Annotated in this window: 15 protein-coding genes; 3 read left to right on the top strand and 12 right to left on the bottom strand. The window is 50.5% G+C overall.

Features of this window, described 5'->3' with window-relative positions; all coding sequences use genetic code 11:
- Positions 1 to 4 precede the first annotated feature (4 nt).
- From N7268_RS13915 to apbC, 5 genes are all read right to left on the bottom strand, one after another.
- The gene (locus N7268_RS13915; protein ID WP_260863335.1) at positions 5 to 2482 is read right to left on the bottom strand and encodes a fimbrial biogenesis outer membrane usher protein; all 2478 of its coding nucleotides are present in this window, start codon (positions 2480 to 2482) and stop codon (positions 5 to 7) included.
- A gap of 12 nt (positions 2483 to 2494) precedes the next feature.
- On the bottom strand, positions 2495 to 3175 hold the full coding sequence (locus tag N7268_RS13910; protein WP_260863334.1) for a fimbria/pilus periplasmic chaperone: 681 nt from the start codon (positions 3173 to 3175) through the stop codon (positions 2495 to 2497).
- 47 nt (positions 3176 to 3222) lie between these two features.
- The gene (gene yehD, locus N7268_RS13905; RefSeq protein ID WP_260863333.1) at positions 3223 to 3774 is read right to left on the bottom strand and encodes a fimbrial protein YehD; all 552 of its coding nucleotides are present in this window, start codon (positions 3772 to 3774) and stop codon (positions 3223 to 3225) included.
- A gap of 278 nt (positions 3775 to 4052) precedes the next feature.
- A complete protein-coding gene (locus N7268_RS13900) occupies positions 4053 to 4337 on the bottom strand; it encodes a YehE family protein (protein WP_260863332.1) in 285 nt (94 codons plus the stop codon).
- 261 nt (positions 4338 to 4598) lie between these two features.
- Positions 4599 to 5708: an iron-sulfur cluster carrier protein ApbC gene (gene apbC / locus N7268_RS13895; RefSeq protein WP_213133893.1), complete on the bottom strand. Its 1110-nt coding sequence runs from the start codon at positions 5706 to 5708 to the stop codon at positions 4599 to 4601.
- Positions 5709 to 5872: 164 nt separating this feature from the next.
- On the opposite strand from apbC, the gene metG reads away from it, so the two are divergent.
- Positions 5873 to 7906 carry a methionine--tRNA ligase gene (gene metG, locus N7268_RS13890; protein ID WP_260863331.1) on the top strand — a complete coding sequence of 678 codons (2034 nt, stop codon included), beginning with the start codon at positions 5873 to 5875 and terminating at the stop codon, positions 7904 to 7906.
- Positions 7907 to 7983: 77 nt separating this feature from the next.
- Here the strand turns inward: metG and N7268_RS13885 are convergent, their stop codons facing one another.
- Genes N7268_RS13885 through N7268_RS13875 form a run of 3 tightly spaced genes read right to left on the bottom strand, consistent with a single transcriptional unit; the run spans position 7984 to position 10899 of the window.
- Positions 7984 to 8451 carry a DUF1456 family protein gene (locus N7268_RS13885; protein WP_260863330.1) on the bottom strand — a complete coding sequence of 156 codons (468 nt, stop codon included), beginning with the start codon at positions 8449 to 8451 and terminating at the stop codon, positions 7984 to 7986.
- A gap of 46 nt (positions 8452 to 8497) precedes the next feature.
- Complete coding sequence (btsR, locus tag N7268_RS13880; RefSeq protein ID WP_198904652.1) at positions 8498 to 9217, bottom strand: two-component system response regulator BtsR; 720 nt, start codon at positions 9215 to 9217, stop codon at positions 8498 to 8500.
- Entirely contained in the window at positions 9214 to 10899 is a 1686-nt protein-coding gene (locus N7268_RS13875) for a sensor histidine kinase (protein WP_260863329.1), read from the bottom strand. The genes btsR and N7268_RS13875 overlap by 4 nt, the downstream gene beginning before the upstream one ends.
- 225 nt (positions 10900 to 11124) lie before the next feature.
- Here N7268_RS13875 and mlrA point away from each other — a divergent pair, with 225 nt between their 5' ends.
- Together mlrA and N7268_RS13865 are read left to right on the top strand one after the other, a co-directional pair.
- Entirely contained in the window at positions 11125 to 11856 is a 732-nt protein-coding gene (mlrA, locus tag N7268_RS13870; protein ID WP_260863328.1) for an HTH-type transcriptional regulator MlrA, read from the top strand.
- 51 nt (positions 11857 to 11907) lie between these two features.
- A complete protein-coding gene (locus N7268_RS13865) occupies positions 11908 to 12015 on the top strand; it encodes a protein YohO (protein WP_003027354.1) in 108 nt (35 codons plus the stop codon).
- On the opposite strand, the gene N7268_RS13860 is transcribed toward N7268_RS13865, so the two are convergent.
- The 4 genes from N7268_RS13860 to N7268_RS13845 all read right to left on the bottom strand — a co-directional run bounded on the left by N7268_RS13860 (position 11996) and on the right by N7268_RS13845 (position 15750).
- On the bottom strand, positions 11996 to 12727 hold the full coding sequence (locus tag N7268_RS13860) for an ABC transporter permease (protein ID WP_260863327.1): 732 nt from the start codon (positions 12725 to 12727) through the stop codon (positions 11996 to 11998). The genes N7268_RS13865 and N7268_RS13860 overlap by 20 nt on opposite strands.
- Positions 12711 to 13658, bottom strand: coding sequence for an ABC transporter ATP-binding protein (locus N7268_RS13855; protein WP_260863326.1), 948 nt, complete (start codon positions 13656 to 13658; stop codon positions 12711 to 12713). The genes N7268_RS13860 and N7268_RS13855 overlap by 17 nt, the downstream gene beginning before the upstream one ends.
- Positions 13651 to 14757 (bottom strand): ABC transporter permease, encoded by a 1107-nt coding sequence (locus N7268_RS13850; protein WP_260863555.1) that lies wholly within the window; start codon positions 14755 to 14757, stop codon positions 13651 to 13653. The genes N7268_RS13855 and N7268_RS13850 overlap by 8 nt, the downstream gene beginning before the upstream one ends.
- A gap of 75 nt (positions 14758 to 14832) precedes the next feature.
- Positions 14833 to 15750 (bottom strand): ABC transporter substrate-binding protein, encoded by a 918-nt coding sequence (locus tag N7268_RS13845; RefSeq protein ID WP_260863325.1) that lies wholly within the window; start codon positions 15748 to 15750, stop codon positions 14833 to 14835.
- Positions 15751 to 15785 lie beyond the last annotated feature (35 nt).

The raw sequence follows: 15785 nt of genomic DNA, 5'->3' as shown, positions 1-15785 counted from the left end.
CCCCTCACCGACAACTATAAACTTTACTTTCATCAATCGCTTTATCGAAGGTGATTAAGCATGAAAGTCCTTTTTCTTTATCTACCGCTACGCTAACAACAGGTGGGATCTCATTGGTGCGGATAAACAACTGACTCCCCTGTCCAACCACACCAATATTGTGTCCGTGGCTATCTTCAACGTCATAGCCAAACGTCAGAGGTGAGCCATCAGGGCGCAGCGCCCGGATATACCACGGTTTTCGTTGGTCGGTTTCAAACGTTGTCAGTACTACCGCCCCCCGGTACGGTGCGGTACTGCGCCGGTTTCCTTGCAGCTCGGTTTCACTGTCAGTACTGGAAACGTCCAACGTCAGGTGGTTTTCGCGATAAGGAGTCAGGCCATCGTAGACCACGACGCCGTTACGATTGGTGGTGCGGTATCTCTGCCCATTCACATAGGCGCCTTCCAGACCCGGCGCATGCATCACCGCAATGGTTTCTGACAGGCGGCTAGCCAAATTAACACCGCCAGACCAGGCCACAAGGCCACCAGAAATACTGCCGCTGCTTTGCAAATATTTTGGTGACTGGCTGTAACTACCGTTGAGCGTCGCCGCCGGTGCATTCCACGTCAGGTTGGCACCCGCCGTCGTTTCGCTATCCTGACGCTGGTGGCTTAAATTGACGCCGTAATTAAATTGATCGCGACTGCCTACCGTGCCGGAAATTCCGGTATTGTTAGAGGCAAAACCGTCGTCATCAAACGTGGTTGAGTTAGAGACATACAGATGTCGGCGCGGCGACGTAATATCATCCCCCCAGTTAAAGGGAATGGAAATAAAGACGTTAAAGCGCTTATCTTCATGATGATCTTCGTCATACGTCTGACTGGCAGAAAAGGTATAGCTGAGACGCTGCCAGCTGTTTGAATAACTCAACTGATAATCTTTGCTGCTGCCGCTGCGCCCCCAGTAATCGCGCCATAATGTACTAAGTGATAACGATCCCCATCCTTCTGGCAAAGACTGACTGACGTTGGCAGAAAAGCTATTTTTACGCCCAAAATCGTTCTGATAATAATCCGCGATGTCATAAACGTCATTTTCATCGCGTTGGTAACTGCTTTTATTGTTGGCCCAAACATGATCGTTAAACGTACGATAATCCCGTGATGAATAGCGATACGCTGCCAGACCAAAACGGGTCGCCGTTTGCGTCAGGTATTTGTTATAGGCAATTTGATAACTCTGCCCATCAAATACGCCATTATCCTGCTTACTGTGAGATTTGGTCGCGTCGACGGAAATCGCGCCAATACGCGTATTCCAGCCGATACCCAACGTGAACGCATTATAGTTATCCGCCAGCATCGTACCGCCGTATAACGTTAACAGGTTATTCAGGCCGTACTGATAGCTTATTTGTGCAAAGTCGGTTTGATCACTGGCTCCTTCAATATGACTCCGCCCGGCGGAAAAATCATATTTTGATACGCCGGGTTGCAGCATATTGGGCACGGCGGCATACGGTACCAGATACGTTGTCACCGATCCGTCAGCCTCTTTGATACTGACGTCAAGATCCGCACCGCCACCTGCCAGCTGCAAATCAGCAATAGAGAACGGGCCAGGCGGAACCTCTTTCTGGTAAACGACAAAGCCGTTCTGTTCGATGGTGACCAGCGCGTTGCTTTGCGCAATCCCCTGAACCCGCGGCGTAAAATTCTGCTTTGAGTTTGGCAGCATCTGCATATCGCGATACAACCGTACGCCACGAAAGCGCACTGCATCAAAAATATCTGATGAGGTATACATATCCCCGGTACGCAGAGTGCCCAAAATTTGCGGGATGCCGCGTTCCAGATACAGGGTGTTGCTTTTCCACTCACCGCTGCTGTTATCGGTTTTGTTATAGCTGGCATCGGAATGCAACTGCCAACCCAGCAGATTTAACCCACTGGTAAAACGGGCATAGGTGCTTTTGCTATTACCCGAATCTTTATAATCGCTGTAATACTGACTGGCGTAATACGAGGTATAAAAGGCATTAATACCACGATCCCAGTTTTCCGGGGGAAGATAGCCATTCTCCCGTTCATCCACAAAAGCCTGGGGAACACTGAGATCCAGACGAAACGTGCCAATATTCCAGGTATAACTTCCCCCCTGCACTGTCTGCTTCAGCGTCAGACAATTGTCCGTTTTAGCAAAAGCGTCAGTGTTAATCCCTAACCGGGCGATGGTTTCACGCGCTAAGCAGCTGTCATTTGGATTATCCTTAACGGTAATGTCATACTTGCCGCGCCACTGCTTGTTGACGTAAATATCAACATCATATTGCCCCGGTAACGGTTGATTATCATCCAGGCGAAAATCAGAGACTTTCTCACCTTTCATTCCGCCCATCATAAAATGGGTATCAAAGGTTTCTTCTGTGGCGTGGGCATCAATGCCAAATAGCAACAGCAATATCGCCGAAGCAAGCGGAGTCATCCTTAACATAATCAGCTCCTGTTATTTTAGGCTGACGTTATCGCTAATATAATTACCGTGATCGTCAATAATGGTCAGATTATACTGACTGGCATTCACGTTCTTTAATTTTACAGTCTGACTGGATAAGGGTGCGAGCATCATACTTTCATTGTTTATTTTAACATTACTGGCTTTCACCTCGGTGATGGTAACCCAATTGGCCGCATCATTTTTAATGATAAAGTCGTTGCCACTTCGTTTTATTATTAACTTCTGAAAAGTATTTTTATTAACGGGTGAGATACCTTTAGGTCGGTAAAAAAGTTTAATGCGATTTTGCATGGCGAATTTCAGTACGTTCTTCCCTGCACTTTCAGGATTGTTTGGTGGAATATCCAGGACATTAAGATAAAACAAGCTCTCTTTATCATTCGGTAACCTGTTCGGCATTTTTTTAATTTTCAGTTGCTGGCCTGAATCCCCTGCAACTTTTGCCACCGGCGGAGTGAGCAAAAAAGGCACCTGGATTTTTTCTGGCGGTAACGATGTGTCGCCATCATCAATCCACGACTGAACCAGGGAAGAGCGCGTACCCTGGTTCATCAGTTGCACCAGTACTTCACTTTTCTCAGCGGGGTAGATAACGCGGGTACCGTAAATGACTACACCGGCATTTGCTGTTGAAATAAAAAACAGCGAAAAAAGAAAAATTTTTTTCATGGTTGACCACCTTATAAAAGGCCGGCAAATTATGCCGGCCTACACAACTAATTATATGCAGCCTGTAGTGTGACAGTGGCGTTCACATCCCCAGAAGTAACAGATGTATCACTTTGTTTGGCATAATAAACATCCAGTGGAATCATATAGGTCTTATCTGAATCAAATTCACCAACTTCGACGGCAATGCTATTTGAGCTATGATTAACAGCTTTATTTTTATACCTCAAAGCAAAACCGACACCTTTAGCACCATCATTTAAAGTGTTTCCAATAACGCCATTCTCATCTAAATTTGGCGCTTTGACAGTAATATTCAGAACTTTACCTTCTTCAATATCTGGGCAATAAATTTTGAGGTGTTTAGTTTGTTCTTTGATCGGTGTGTAGATCTCACCAGCAGTTAAACCATTTAATTTATTCGTTTCAACCTGGTTTAAAACAACATCTTCGGAACTATTCCCTGACACAAACTGACAGGATGTACCAACTACTGTGCCAACAATATTTAATATCCCAGTATCACTATTAGCAGCAAAAGCCCCAGCGCTCATAAATACAGCAGACAGCACAGCAGCAGAAATAATTGAACGTTTCATAGTATCTTCCTTAATGAATTAATTTCTATTTGTTAAGAGTGGTTAACTCCTGGAATTAAATTCGCATAGGAAGATCGTTATCGCAATGTAAAGACATTGTTTTATTGATTTAAAACAAATAACAACAAGCAATATAGTTGCAACAAATAATTTGCACTTATCATTATGGCTACAATTAATAAATTAATGAAATTAACTGTCCATAAAATCATATTTAGCATAAATAAATATAAGCTCATTATTCATAAAAATAATGAGCTTATACAATAGGATGTTTTTTAGTCGTAACGATTTAACACAATCCGCCGGGTTGCATCCCCCGGGACAGTCACCACTTCGGTTACCACGCCCCTGACAGGGGTGATTGCAATGGCATCTGTAGTGTTAGAAAAGCGGGTTGTGTTACCACAGCGTTGCAACATCTGGTGATCTACCACATCGGTACTGCAGGTGGGGGCCGACACTTTTCCGCTAATGGTCAATGTAGCCGTCTCAGAGGCGAAGACAGGAGAGCCTATTCCATAAGCCAAAACAATTATTCCCATCTGCAAACGGTTTTTCATTTTTAACGTTATTCCTGTAGTTAACGTAAAACAGCATAAACACAGTTTGTTCAGTGAACGGTGCGCGAAAGAATCCACGCAGACCAATTGAAATTGTAGATTAATGGAGTGAATTTGATCAATTTAAATGATGGATTACAACGTTCTTTCAGATAAACGCGGGGATTTATTCAGTCGGGATAAACAATAAATCGTTATTTTTCATTTAATATATTCACCGCATTAATAATATATTAATGCGGTGAATATCTGCAGCAGTGATTAAACGGCGCGGAACGCAATTTCACCCGGGATGACTTCGCCCTGCCAGTAGAGCTGTGCTGCTACACGCCCTGCCAGGTCACGGTAAATAGCGGTAAATTCGCTGTCAGGCCGGCTAATAACCGTCGGCGTACCCCGGTCGAGATCTTCACGCAGGGAAATATGCAGCGGCATTTGTCCCAGCAGTTGCGTGCGATACTGCTCAGCCAGTTTCTGCGCGCCGCCCGTGCCAAAGATCGGCTCGTGATGACCACAGTTGCTGCAGATATGCATGCTCATGTTCTCAACAATGCCCAGCACCGGCACTTCCACTTTTTCAAACATGACGATGCCTTTTTTCGCATCGATCAGCGCGATGTCCTGCGGCGTTGTTACTACAACAGCCCCGGTAACCGGAATGTTTTGCGCCAGGGTCAGTTGAATATCACCGGTGCCCGGCGGCATATCCAGTACCAGATAATCGAGATCCGGCCATAACGTCTCCTGCAACATTTGCAACAACGCTTTGCTGGCCATCGGGCCACGCCATACCATCGCGTTATCGTCCGTCACCAGGTAACCAATTGAGTTGGTTGCCAGACCGTGGGACATAATCGGCGCCATATGCGTGCCATCTGGCGAGGTCGGACGCTGGTTTTCCGCACCAAGCATGGTCGGAATGGAGGGGCCATAAATATCAGCATCAAGAATACCGACTTTCGCGCCTTCTGCCGCGAGTGCCAGCGCCAGGTTAACAGCGGTAGACGATTTACCCACCCCACCTTTACCGGAGCTGACCGCGATGATGTTCTTGACGCCATTAATTCCCGGCTGATTTTTCACGCGTTTCAGCGTCGCGATGTTATGCGACAGCTTCCAGTCAATCGCTTTCGCGCCCGTGATACGCAGTAAATCGGCACTGCATTGCTCTTTTAATACCTCAAACGCGCTGTGCCAGACGAACGGCATGACCAGCTCAACGTGCAATGTGTCATCCATCCAGGCGACGTGATGCAACGCTTTTAGCGTCGTCAGGTTATGCTTCAGGGTTGAATGCTGAAAATTCGCCAGCGTTCCGGCGACCATCGCGCGCAGGGTTTCTGGTGATTTGGCCTGGGATTGTGCGTTCATCCCGACTCCTTTTTGTTGTTCTGAAAGTTCGATTGTCACTGGGTAGTTTACTCCAACCTCAACAATTAATCATTTACGGATAAATGCCCTTATCGCTTGGCGCAGTAATTACCATTTTGGTACTATCAAAGCCCTTTTCACTACAAAAGAAGTAATTGCCCACTATGACTCAAGTCGCGAAGAAAATTCTGGTAACGTGCGCGCTGCCGTACGCCAACGGCTCTATCCACCTCGGCCATATGCTGGAGCACATCCAGGCTGATGTCTGGGTCCGTTACCAGCGAATGCGCGGCCACCAGGTAAATTTCATCTGCGCGGACGATGCACACGGTACGCCAATCATGCTGAAAGCACAGCAGCTTGGGATCACGCCAGAGCAGATGATCGGTGAAATGAGTCAGGAGCATCAGACTGATTTTGCAGGTTTCGACATTAGCTACGACAACTACCACTCTACGCATAGCGAAGAGAACCGCGAGTTGTCTGAGCTGATTTACACACGCCTGAAAGAAAACGGTTTTATTAAAAACCGCACGATCTCTCAGCTTTACGATCCGGAAAAAGGCATGTTCCTGCCGGACCGTTTTGTTAAAGGCACCTGCCCGAAATGTAAGGCTCCGGATCAATACGGCGATAACTGTGAAGTCTGTGGCGCGACCTACAGCCCGACTGAACTTATCGAGCCTAAATCCGTCGTGTCTGGCGCGACGCCGGAGATGCGTGACTCCGAACACTTCTTCTTTGACCTGCCGTCCTTCAGCGAAATGCTGCAGGCATGGACGCGCAGCGGCGCACTCCAGGAGCAGGTCGCGAACAAGATGCAGGAATGGTTTGAATCCGGCCTGCAGCAATGGGATATCTCCCGCGATTCACCATATTTTGGTTTTGAAATCCCGAACGCACCGGGCAAGTATTTTTATGTCTGGCTGGATGCGCCAATTGGCTATATGGGCTCCTTCAAAAACCTGTGCGATAAGCGCGGCGATACCGTAAGCTTCGATGAGTACTGGAAGAAAGATTCCGATGCTGAGCTGTATCACTTCATCGGTAAAGACATCGTCTACTTCCACAGCCTGTTCTGGCCTGCCATGCTGGAAGGCAGTAACTTCCGCAAACCAACCAACCTGTTCGTCCACGGTTATGTGACGGTGAACGGGGCGAAGATGTCCAAGTCTCGCGGGACCTTCATTAAGGCCAGCACCTGGCTGAAGCACTTCGATGCCGACAGCCTGCGCTACTACTATACGGCGAAGCTCTCTTCCCGTATTGACGACATCGACCTGAACCTGGAAGACTTTGTCCAGCGCGTAAACGCTGACATCGTCAACAAAGTGGTCAACCTGGCTTCCCGTAACGCTGGCTTTATCAGTAAGCGTTTTGACGGTGTACTGGCATCCGAACTTGCCGATCCAGCACTGTACAAAACCTTTACCGACGCCGCTGCGGTCATTGGCGAAGCATGGGACAACCGCGAATTCGGTAAAGCCATTCGTGAAATCATGGCGCTGGCCGACGTGGCGAACCGCTACGTTGACGAACAGGCTCCGTGGGTTGTTGCTAAACAGGAAGGACGTGATGCCGATCTGCAGGCAATTTGCTCCATGGGTATCAACCTGTTCCGCGTACTGATGACGTACCTGAAACCGGTTCTGCCAACGCTGAGCGAGCGTGTTGAAGCATTCCTCAACACCGAACTGAACTGGGATGCTATCCAACAGCCGCTGCTCGGTCATAAGGTCAACACCTTTAAGGCGCTCTACAACCGCATCGATATGAAACAAGTTGAAGCCCTTGTTGAGGCCTCTAAAGAAGAGGTGAAAGCCACTGCAGCACCGGTGACTGGCCCACTGGCGGATGATCCGATTCAGGAAACGATCACTTTTGACGATTTCGCCAAAGTCGATCTGCGCGTGGCGCTGATTGAAAACGCCGAGTTTGTTGAAGGCTCCGACAAGCTGCTGCGCCTGACGCTGGATCTGGGCGGTGAGAAACGTAACGTCTTCTCTGGTATTCGCTCAGCTTATCCTGATCCGCAAGCGTTGATTGGTCGTCAGACCATTATGGTTGCCAACCTGGCACCACGTAAAATGCGCTTCGGGATTTCTGAAGGGATGGTCATGGCGGCAGGCCCTGGCGGGAAAGATATTTTCCTGTTAAGCCCTGACGAAGGTGCCAAGCCGGGTCAACAGGTGAAATAATCCGCATAAAAAAACGCTGCTTCGGCAGCGTTTTTTATTGGCCTGATAAACGTCGCGCCATCAGACCTGCATCGTGATCACTTCTTTGTGTGCTCTCTGACCGTCAAACCGCGCAGGAAATAACGCAAAAACTGATCCCCGCACTCGCGGTAGTTTTTGTGGTCCGGCGCACGCATCATGGCGGTGATTTCCGGCATCGACACACGGAATTTCTGCTCAGTCATGATAGCCAGAATATCATCGGTTTTGAGCGAGAAGGCGATACGCAGTTTTTTCAGCACCGTATTATTGTTAACACGACGCTCAAGCGCCAGTTCCGGCGCAGAATCATCTTTACCGCGCTTCTGGTAGATAAGGCCGTTCAAAAAACCGGAAAGAATGATGTCAGGGCAACGAACAAAGCCCTCTTCATCTTCTTTCGTCGTCCAGGTATCGAAACTCGCGGAGGTGGACTCCATGTCAGCAAGCGCAAGAATGCGCACCATGTCATTATTGTTCGCTTTCAGGGTGTAGCGCAGGCTACGAAGAATATCGTTACTTAGCATAGAGCCTTCAACTGTCTGTGATGCAATGGCGCGCAGTGTATCAGTTTTACAATCCAATCGCCTCTTTTAGACTCTTCAGATAACGACGGCTCACCGGAACCGTCAGACCATTACGCAGCAGCAACTCAGCCTGACCATTATCTTCCAGGCGAATCTCCTGCAATTGCGCCATGTTCACCAGGTATTGTCGATGGCAACGCAGCAAGGGCGTTCGGCTCTCCAGTGTTCTCAGCGTCAGCTCAGTAAACCCTTCTTTGCCATCGCTGCTGGTCACATAGACACCGCTCATGCGGCTACTGATAAATGCAACATCATCCATTTGCAGCAGGTAGATTCGGCTGTGACCGCTGCACGGAATAAATTTTAACGTCTGCTGATTTTCCGGGAGTACCGATACATCTTGCTTCGTTCGCTCCTGACGTAAACGGATCAGCGTTTTCTCCAGCCGCGCTTCTTCTATCGGCTTCAGCAGATAGTCAAAGGCATGTTCTTCAAACGCTTTAACGGCATATTCATCAAAAGCGGTCAGAAAAACGATATAGGGACGATGTTCCGGGTCAAGCATCCCTACCATCTCCAGCCCGCTAATCCGCGGCATCTGAATATCGAGAAACAACACATCCGGGCGTAATTTATGGACTGCGCCGATGGCTTCAACCGCATTCGAGCACTCCCCCACTATCTCGATGTCGCTTTGCTCCTGCAACAGGATCCGCAGATTCTCCCGCGCTAACGGTTCGTCATCCACAATCAGCACTTTAATCATGCCTGTTCCTCCAGAGGAAGTCGTAAAGTGATTCGGGTAAAGCAGTCGGGCTCACAGGTTACGCTGATGCCAAAATCATCACCAAACCGCTCCCGCAGTCGTTTATCAACCAGATTCATGCCCAGTCCGCTGGCTTCTGTCGTCGGTCGATATAGCCCGGCGTTATCTTCAATATCCAGCATCAGGTACAACCCTTCGCGTCGGGCGGTAATAGAAACTTCACCCGTACCGAGTAACTGCGAAGTGCCATGCTTAATGGCATTCTCCACAATCGGTTGCAGGGTAAATGCCGGCAACTGCTGGTACGACAGCGCTTCCGGGACCGTCAGGGTCACTTGCAGACGCGACTGGAATCGCGCCTTTTCAATTTGCAAATAGGCATTAACGTGCTCAATTTCATCAGCCAGCGTCACAATCTCCGACGGGCGTTTTAAGTTTTTGCGAAAGAACGTCGAGAGATATTGCACCAGTTGGCTTGCCTGCTCGCTGTCACGTCGAATCACCGCTTTGATGGTATTGAGCGCATTAAACAGAAAATGGGGATTCACCTGCGCATGCAACAGCTTAATTTCGGATTGCGTGAGCATCGCTTTTTGACGCTCATATTGTCCGGCGAGGATCTGCGCCGACAGCAGCTGCGCGATCCCTTCGCCAAGGGTACGGTTGATCGAGCTAAAGAGGCGGTTTTTCGCTTCATACAGTTTGATCGTCCCCATTACCCGTTGGTTTTCACCCCGCAGCGGGATGACCAGCGTCGAGCCTAATTTGCATTGCGGATGCAAAGAGCAACGGTAAGGCACTTCGTTACCGTCGGCATAGACCACCTCTCCGGTTTCAATCGCCTTGAGGGTATAGGATGAAGAGATAGGTTTGCCTGGCAGGTGATGGTCGTCGCCAATACCGGTAAACGCCAACAGCTTATCGCGATCGGTGATGGCCACAGCGCCGATATCCAGTTCCTCATACAGCACCTGGGCGACCTTCATGCTGTTCACCTCGTTGAACCCCTGACGCAAAATCCCTTCCGTTGAGGCCGCCACTTTTAGCGCAGTGGCAGAAAACGCCGAGGTGTACTTCTCAAACATGGCGCGTTTGTCGAGCAAGATACGCATAAACAATGCCGCGCCTACGGTATTGGTCACCATCATTGGCGCAGCAATGTTACTCACCAGGCGAAACGCATCTTCAAACGGGCGAGCTATCAATAAAATGATCAGCATCTGCACCAGTTCGGCAAAGAAGGTAATTGCGCCCGCTGTCAGCGGGCTAAACACTTTGTCGGTACGACCACGACGGGCGAGCATGCTGTGTACCAGCCCGCCGAGCAGGCCTTCCACGATGGTTGAGATCATGCAGCTCAGTGCGGTCATCCCACCCAGCGAATAGCGATGCAGACCACCGGTCAGCCCCACTAAACCACCGACAACGGGTCCACCAAGCAAGCCGCCCATGACCGCGCCGATGGCTCGGGTATTGGCGATCGAGTCATCTATGTGCAGCCCAAAATAGGTGCCCATAATGCAGAATATGGAAAAGGTGACATAGCAGAGGAGTTTGTGCGGCAGTCGGATGGTGACTTGCATCAGCGGAATAAATAAACGCGTTTTGCTCATTAGCCACGCGATCACGAGAAACACGCACATCTGCTGAAGCAGCAGCAACACCAGATTAAACTCGTACATACCCGCCAACCACACATCGCTTAAAAGCGCGTAACATACATGGGCTGCGCTTAACTTTCTTTGAACTGTTGCAAAAAAAAAGGAATTTGTGAGAACGATCACTCAAAAGCGCGAGTATGACTACAATATCACCCATTAATAGATCAAAAAACAAACAAAACTACCTGGTTCGCAAAAGAGCGTCTAAAGTAAAACTGGGACCTCGCGAGCAAGAGTGAGACAACGATGGCGCTTTACACAATAGGTGAAGTGGCTTTGCTTTGTGATATCAACCCTGTCACTTTACGCGCGTGGCAGAGGCGTTATGGATTACTAAAACCGCAGCGGACGGACGGTGGGCATCGCCTGTTTAACGATGCAGACATCGACAGGATCCGCGAGATAAAACGCTGGATAAACAATGGCGTTCAGGTCAGTAAGGTCAAAACGTTACTCAGCAATGAGAGCATTGATGCACATAACGGTTGGCGCGAACAACAAGAAACGCTATTGAGCTATTTGCAAAATAATAATTTGCATAGCCTCAGGCTGTGGATCAAAGAGCGTGGTCAGGATTATCCCGCACAGACGCTCAACACGCATTTGTTCACGCCTTTACGCCGCCGCCTGCAATGTCAGCAACCTGTCCTCCAGGCGTTACTGGGGATCCTGGATGGCGTCCTCATTAATTACATTGCGATTTGCCTTAACAGCGCGCGCAAAAAACAGGGTAAAGATGCCCTGGTCGTTGGCTGGAATGTTCATGATACCACCCGACTGTGGCTGGAAGCCTGGGTCGCCAGCCAGCAGGGATGGCGAGTTGACGTGCTGGCTCATTCGTTAACCCAACTACGACCGGAGCTGTTTGAGGGACGAACGTTACTTGTCTGGTGCGGAGAAAGCCAAACATCCGCTCAGCAACAACAGTTAAGTGAATGGCGTGCGCTGGGACACGATATTTATCCACTCGGTATTTAATATTCCATTAACAAACGTGTACAATCCTTTTATTAACTTAAGGAGTACATAATGAGCGCAGCTAAAATTGGTGTGATAACCCTCTTCCTGCTGATGGCCATCGGCGGTATCGGCGGTGTAATGCTGGCAGGCTATACCTTTATTTTGCGTGCCGGGTAAGGTGTTGCGCTAATCGCTCAAACCCGCGATCAATAATGACTGCCGCCAACGCGACCAGCAGCGCCCCCTGAATCACATAGGCCGTATTAAATCCGCTCAACCCGATGATTATTGGCGTTCCCAGCGTGTTCGCCCCAACGGTTGAGGCAATTGTCGCGGTACCAATATTAATAATCACCGACGTGCGAATCCCGGCCAGGATGACCGGAGCTGCCAGTGGAAGCTCCACTTTGCGCAGCCGTTGCCCGCGACTCATCCCCATTCCACTGGCGATATCCATCACGCTGGCCGATATCCCGCCAAGCCCTGCCAACGTTGCCTGTAAGACAGGCAGTACACCGTAAAGGATCAGCGCAATAATGGCTGGCTCCGGGCCGAACCCCATGACGGGTACCGCAATGGCCAACACGGCGACCGGCGGAAAAGTTTGCCCCACTGCGGCTATCGTTTCGACCAGTGGACGAAACTCAGTTCCCCACGAACGGGTTACCGCTATCCCGGCCCCTGTACCGATAATGACTGCCACCAGGCTGGAAATCCCCACCAGACCAAAATGGGCCAGCGCCAGTGCGATAAAACTTTCCTGCTGATAAACCGGACGCGGCAACTGCGGAAACAACGCGCCAAACAGCGCCTGGCTGTGGGGCAAGCCCATCAGCAGGAGCAAAAAAAGCACAATCAGCCAGAGCAGCGGATCAGACAGACGTTTCACTGTGCGGCATCTCCGAAAGCAGATCGTGAAAATGGAGCGTGCCGCAGGCAACGCCTTGCGCGTTAACGACCGGTAAGACTTCGCAACCGCGAGCCACGAAAACTGAGAGCGCATCACGTAGCGTCATCTCATCCACCAGCGGTTCGCCGCCCGGATGGGGATCGGGTCGCATAAAGTCGCCGACTGTCCGCAGCGACAATAACCGTACACCCAGTTCACTTCGGCCAAAAAAGGTTTGTACAAATTCATTCGCCGGCGCGGTCAGCATCGATAATGGCGTACCTTGCTGTACAACCTCGCCCGCATCCATAAGCACCAGATGTTCAGCCAGCCTCAACGCCTCATCGATATCGTGCGTCACCAGCACAATCGTGCGTCCAAGAAGACGGTGAATGCGGGTCATCTCTTGCTGTAAAGCACTGCGTGTCACCGGATCCAGCGCGCCAAAAGGTTCATCCATCAGCAATACCTGAGGGTCTGCCGCCAGCGCTCGCGCCACCCCCACCCGTTGCTGCTGCCCACCGGAAAGCTGATGCGGATAACGGTGACGTAACTCCGCCTCCAGGCCCAACAGCGCCATCAGTTCGTCCGTTCTGTCATCAATACGTGCACGCGACCATTTGCGCAATTTCGGTACGGTGGCAATGTTCTGCGCTACGGTCCAGTGCGGAAACAACCCGATAGATTGAATGGCATAGCCCATACGCCGACGTAGCTCCAGCACGGGCAGGCTGCGGATCTCCTCACCGGCAAAGCGGATCTGCCCGCTGTCATGCTCAACCAGCCGATTAATCATTTTCAGTGTGGTGGACTTCCCCGAACCCGACGTACCAATTAACACTGAAAAGCTGCCTTCACGAAAGTGCAGATTGAGATCGTTGACTGCCGTTTGTTGACCATAGGTTTTACTGACATGGCTAAATTCAATCATCGTTTGTCACCTTCAGCAGGGCTAAGCCTAAATCAAACAACGCATCAATCAGTACTGCCAGCACAACTACCGGGATCACGCCCAATAACACTAAATCCACAGCGCTACTGAGTAATCCCTGAAAGACCAGCGCGCCAAATCCGCCGGCACCGATCAGCGCGGCAATGACGGCCATCCCCACCGTCTGCACCATCACCACACGCAAACTGCGCAAGAAGACCGGTAATGCCAGTGGCAGTTGTACCGCCCAAAAACGTTGACGCGAACTCATGCCCATTGCCCGGGCGCTTTGCAGTACATCATGCGGAACCTGATTCAACCCGGCCACGACGCCGCGCACCAGCGGTAAGAGCGCATAGAGCACCAGCGCAATCAGCGCCGGCGTCAGTCCGGTTCCCGCAACGCCAAACGTACTTAGCCAGGGAAAGAACGTCACCAGACCCGCCAGTGGCGCAATCAACAGACCAAACAACGCCACCGAGGGAATGGTTTGTATTATGTTGAGCACGGCAAAGACCGGTCCCTGACGCGCGCTGGATAAAGCGCACCAGATGCCCAGCGGGACGCCAATGAGCAGCGCGGGAACGACAGTGCCTACCAGAATCGTCAGATGCTGCGCCAGCGCATCATCAAAGACATCCTGACGATTGGCATACTCTTTGAGCAGAGAAAGGTCATTGAAAGTGCCCGACAACAGCAACGCCAGCGGCACAATGATAATTTGCGTATGCAGAACCCAACGCCAGAGCGGCTGTGCGGTGATACGACGAATGGCATCGCTGGCGGCCAGCAGCAGTAGCCCCAGTGCCAGCCAGAAGCCACTACCGAGGCTGGTTCTCGCCAGCGGACTCCCCGTCTGCGCAAGATAAGTGGCCGTTTTACCCGCGGCAAACAGTGCCACAATCACCAACAGTTGCGTCGCGATAAGCGTTAACACGCCGCCAGATTTACCTGGCAACACGCACAAAAACACCAGCAACAACAATACCGCCGCCAGTCCCCATACAGCACCGGGCCAGATATCCCAGAGCTGGCGACCTTCGCCGGAGACCAGACGGTTAGGCGCATAACTGACAAACGGAAGCGCTGCGGCGGCCATGAGCAAAAAAACCAGCAGCAACAGCACCCGGTTAAACGATATTTTTGGCACGGCCCTCACCTGATGCAAACCGGGTTACTTCACCCAACCTTTTTGCTTCAGGTAGTCTGCTGCGACCTTTTTCGCATCCAGCCCTTCAACGGCGATACTGGCGTTGAGTTGTTGCAACGTTTTTTCATCCAGGCTCGCGAATACGGGCTTCAGCCATTCCCCCATTTCCGGGTAGGCCTTCAGAACCGACTCACGCACGACCGGTGCAGGCGCATAAATAGGCTGAACACTTTTCGGATCGGTTAAAGTTTGTAGTCCCAGTGCCGCAACAGGTCCATCGGTCCCGTAGGCCATCGCCGCATTGACGCCCGAGGTTTGCTGCGCTGCGGCTTTAATAGTCACTGCGGTATCGCCTCCCGCCAGGGATAAAAGCTGATTCTGATTCAGCGTAAAATCATAGGCTTTTTCAAAAGCGGGTAGCGCATCGGCACGTTCAATAAATTCCGCGGAAGCCGCCAGTTTGAACGTACCGCCCTCTTTCAGATAGCGCCCCAGATCAGCAAGTGAAACGAGTTTGTTCTTTTGGGCAACATCCTGGCGTACCGCGATGGTCCAGGTGTTATTGGCTGGCGCAGGTGTTAACCAGACCAGCTTATTTTGTTCCGCATCCAGCTTTTTGACTTTTTCAAAACCAGCCTGAGCATTTTTCCACGCCGGATCGTTTTCATCTTTAAAGAAAAAGGCGCCATTGCCGGTGTATTCCGGGTAGATATCCAGTTCACCAGACGTAATCGCCCCACGAACCACAGGCGTGGTTCCCAGTTGCACTTTGTTGACCGTTTTGACACCGTGGCTTTCAAGCACCTGCAAAATAATGTTGCCGAGCAGCGCGCCTTCAGTATCTATTTTTGAACCGACCGTCACCGGCGATGCGGCCTGCACGGGTACGCTCATTGCGGCTAATAGCGCCAACGCACCCGGCCATACCGTTGAGATTTTCATGCTGCTCTCCTCATCCTTTTACTGCCCTTTTCAGG

The sequence above is a fragment of the Citrobacter sp. Marseille-Q6884 genome, from assembly GCF_945906775.1.
Lineage (GTDB): Bacteria > Pseudomonadota > Gammaproteobacteria > Enterobacterales > Enterobacteriaceae > Citrobacter.
This window is presented reverse-complemented; position numbering and strand designations above follow the sequence as displayed.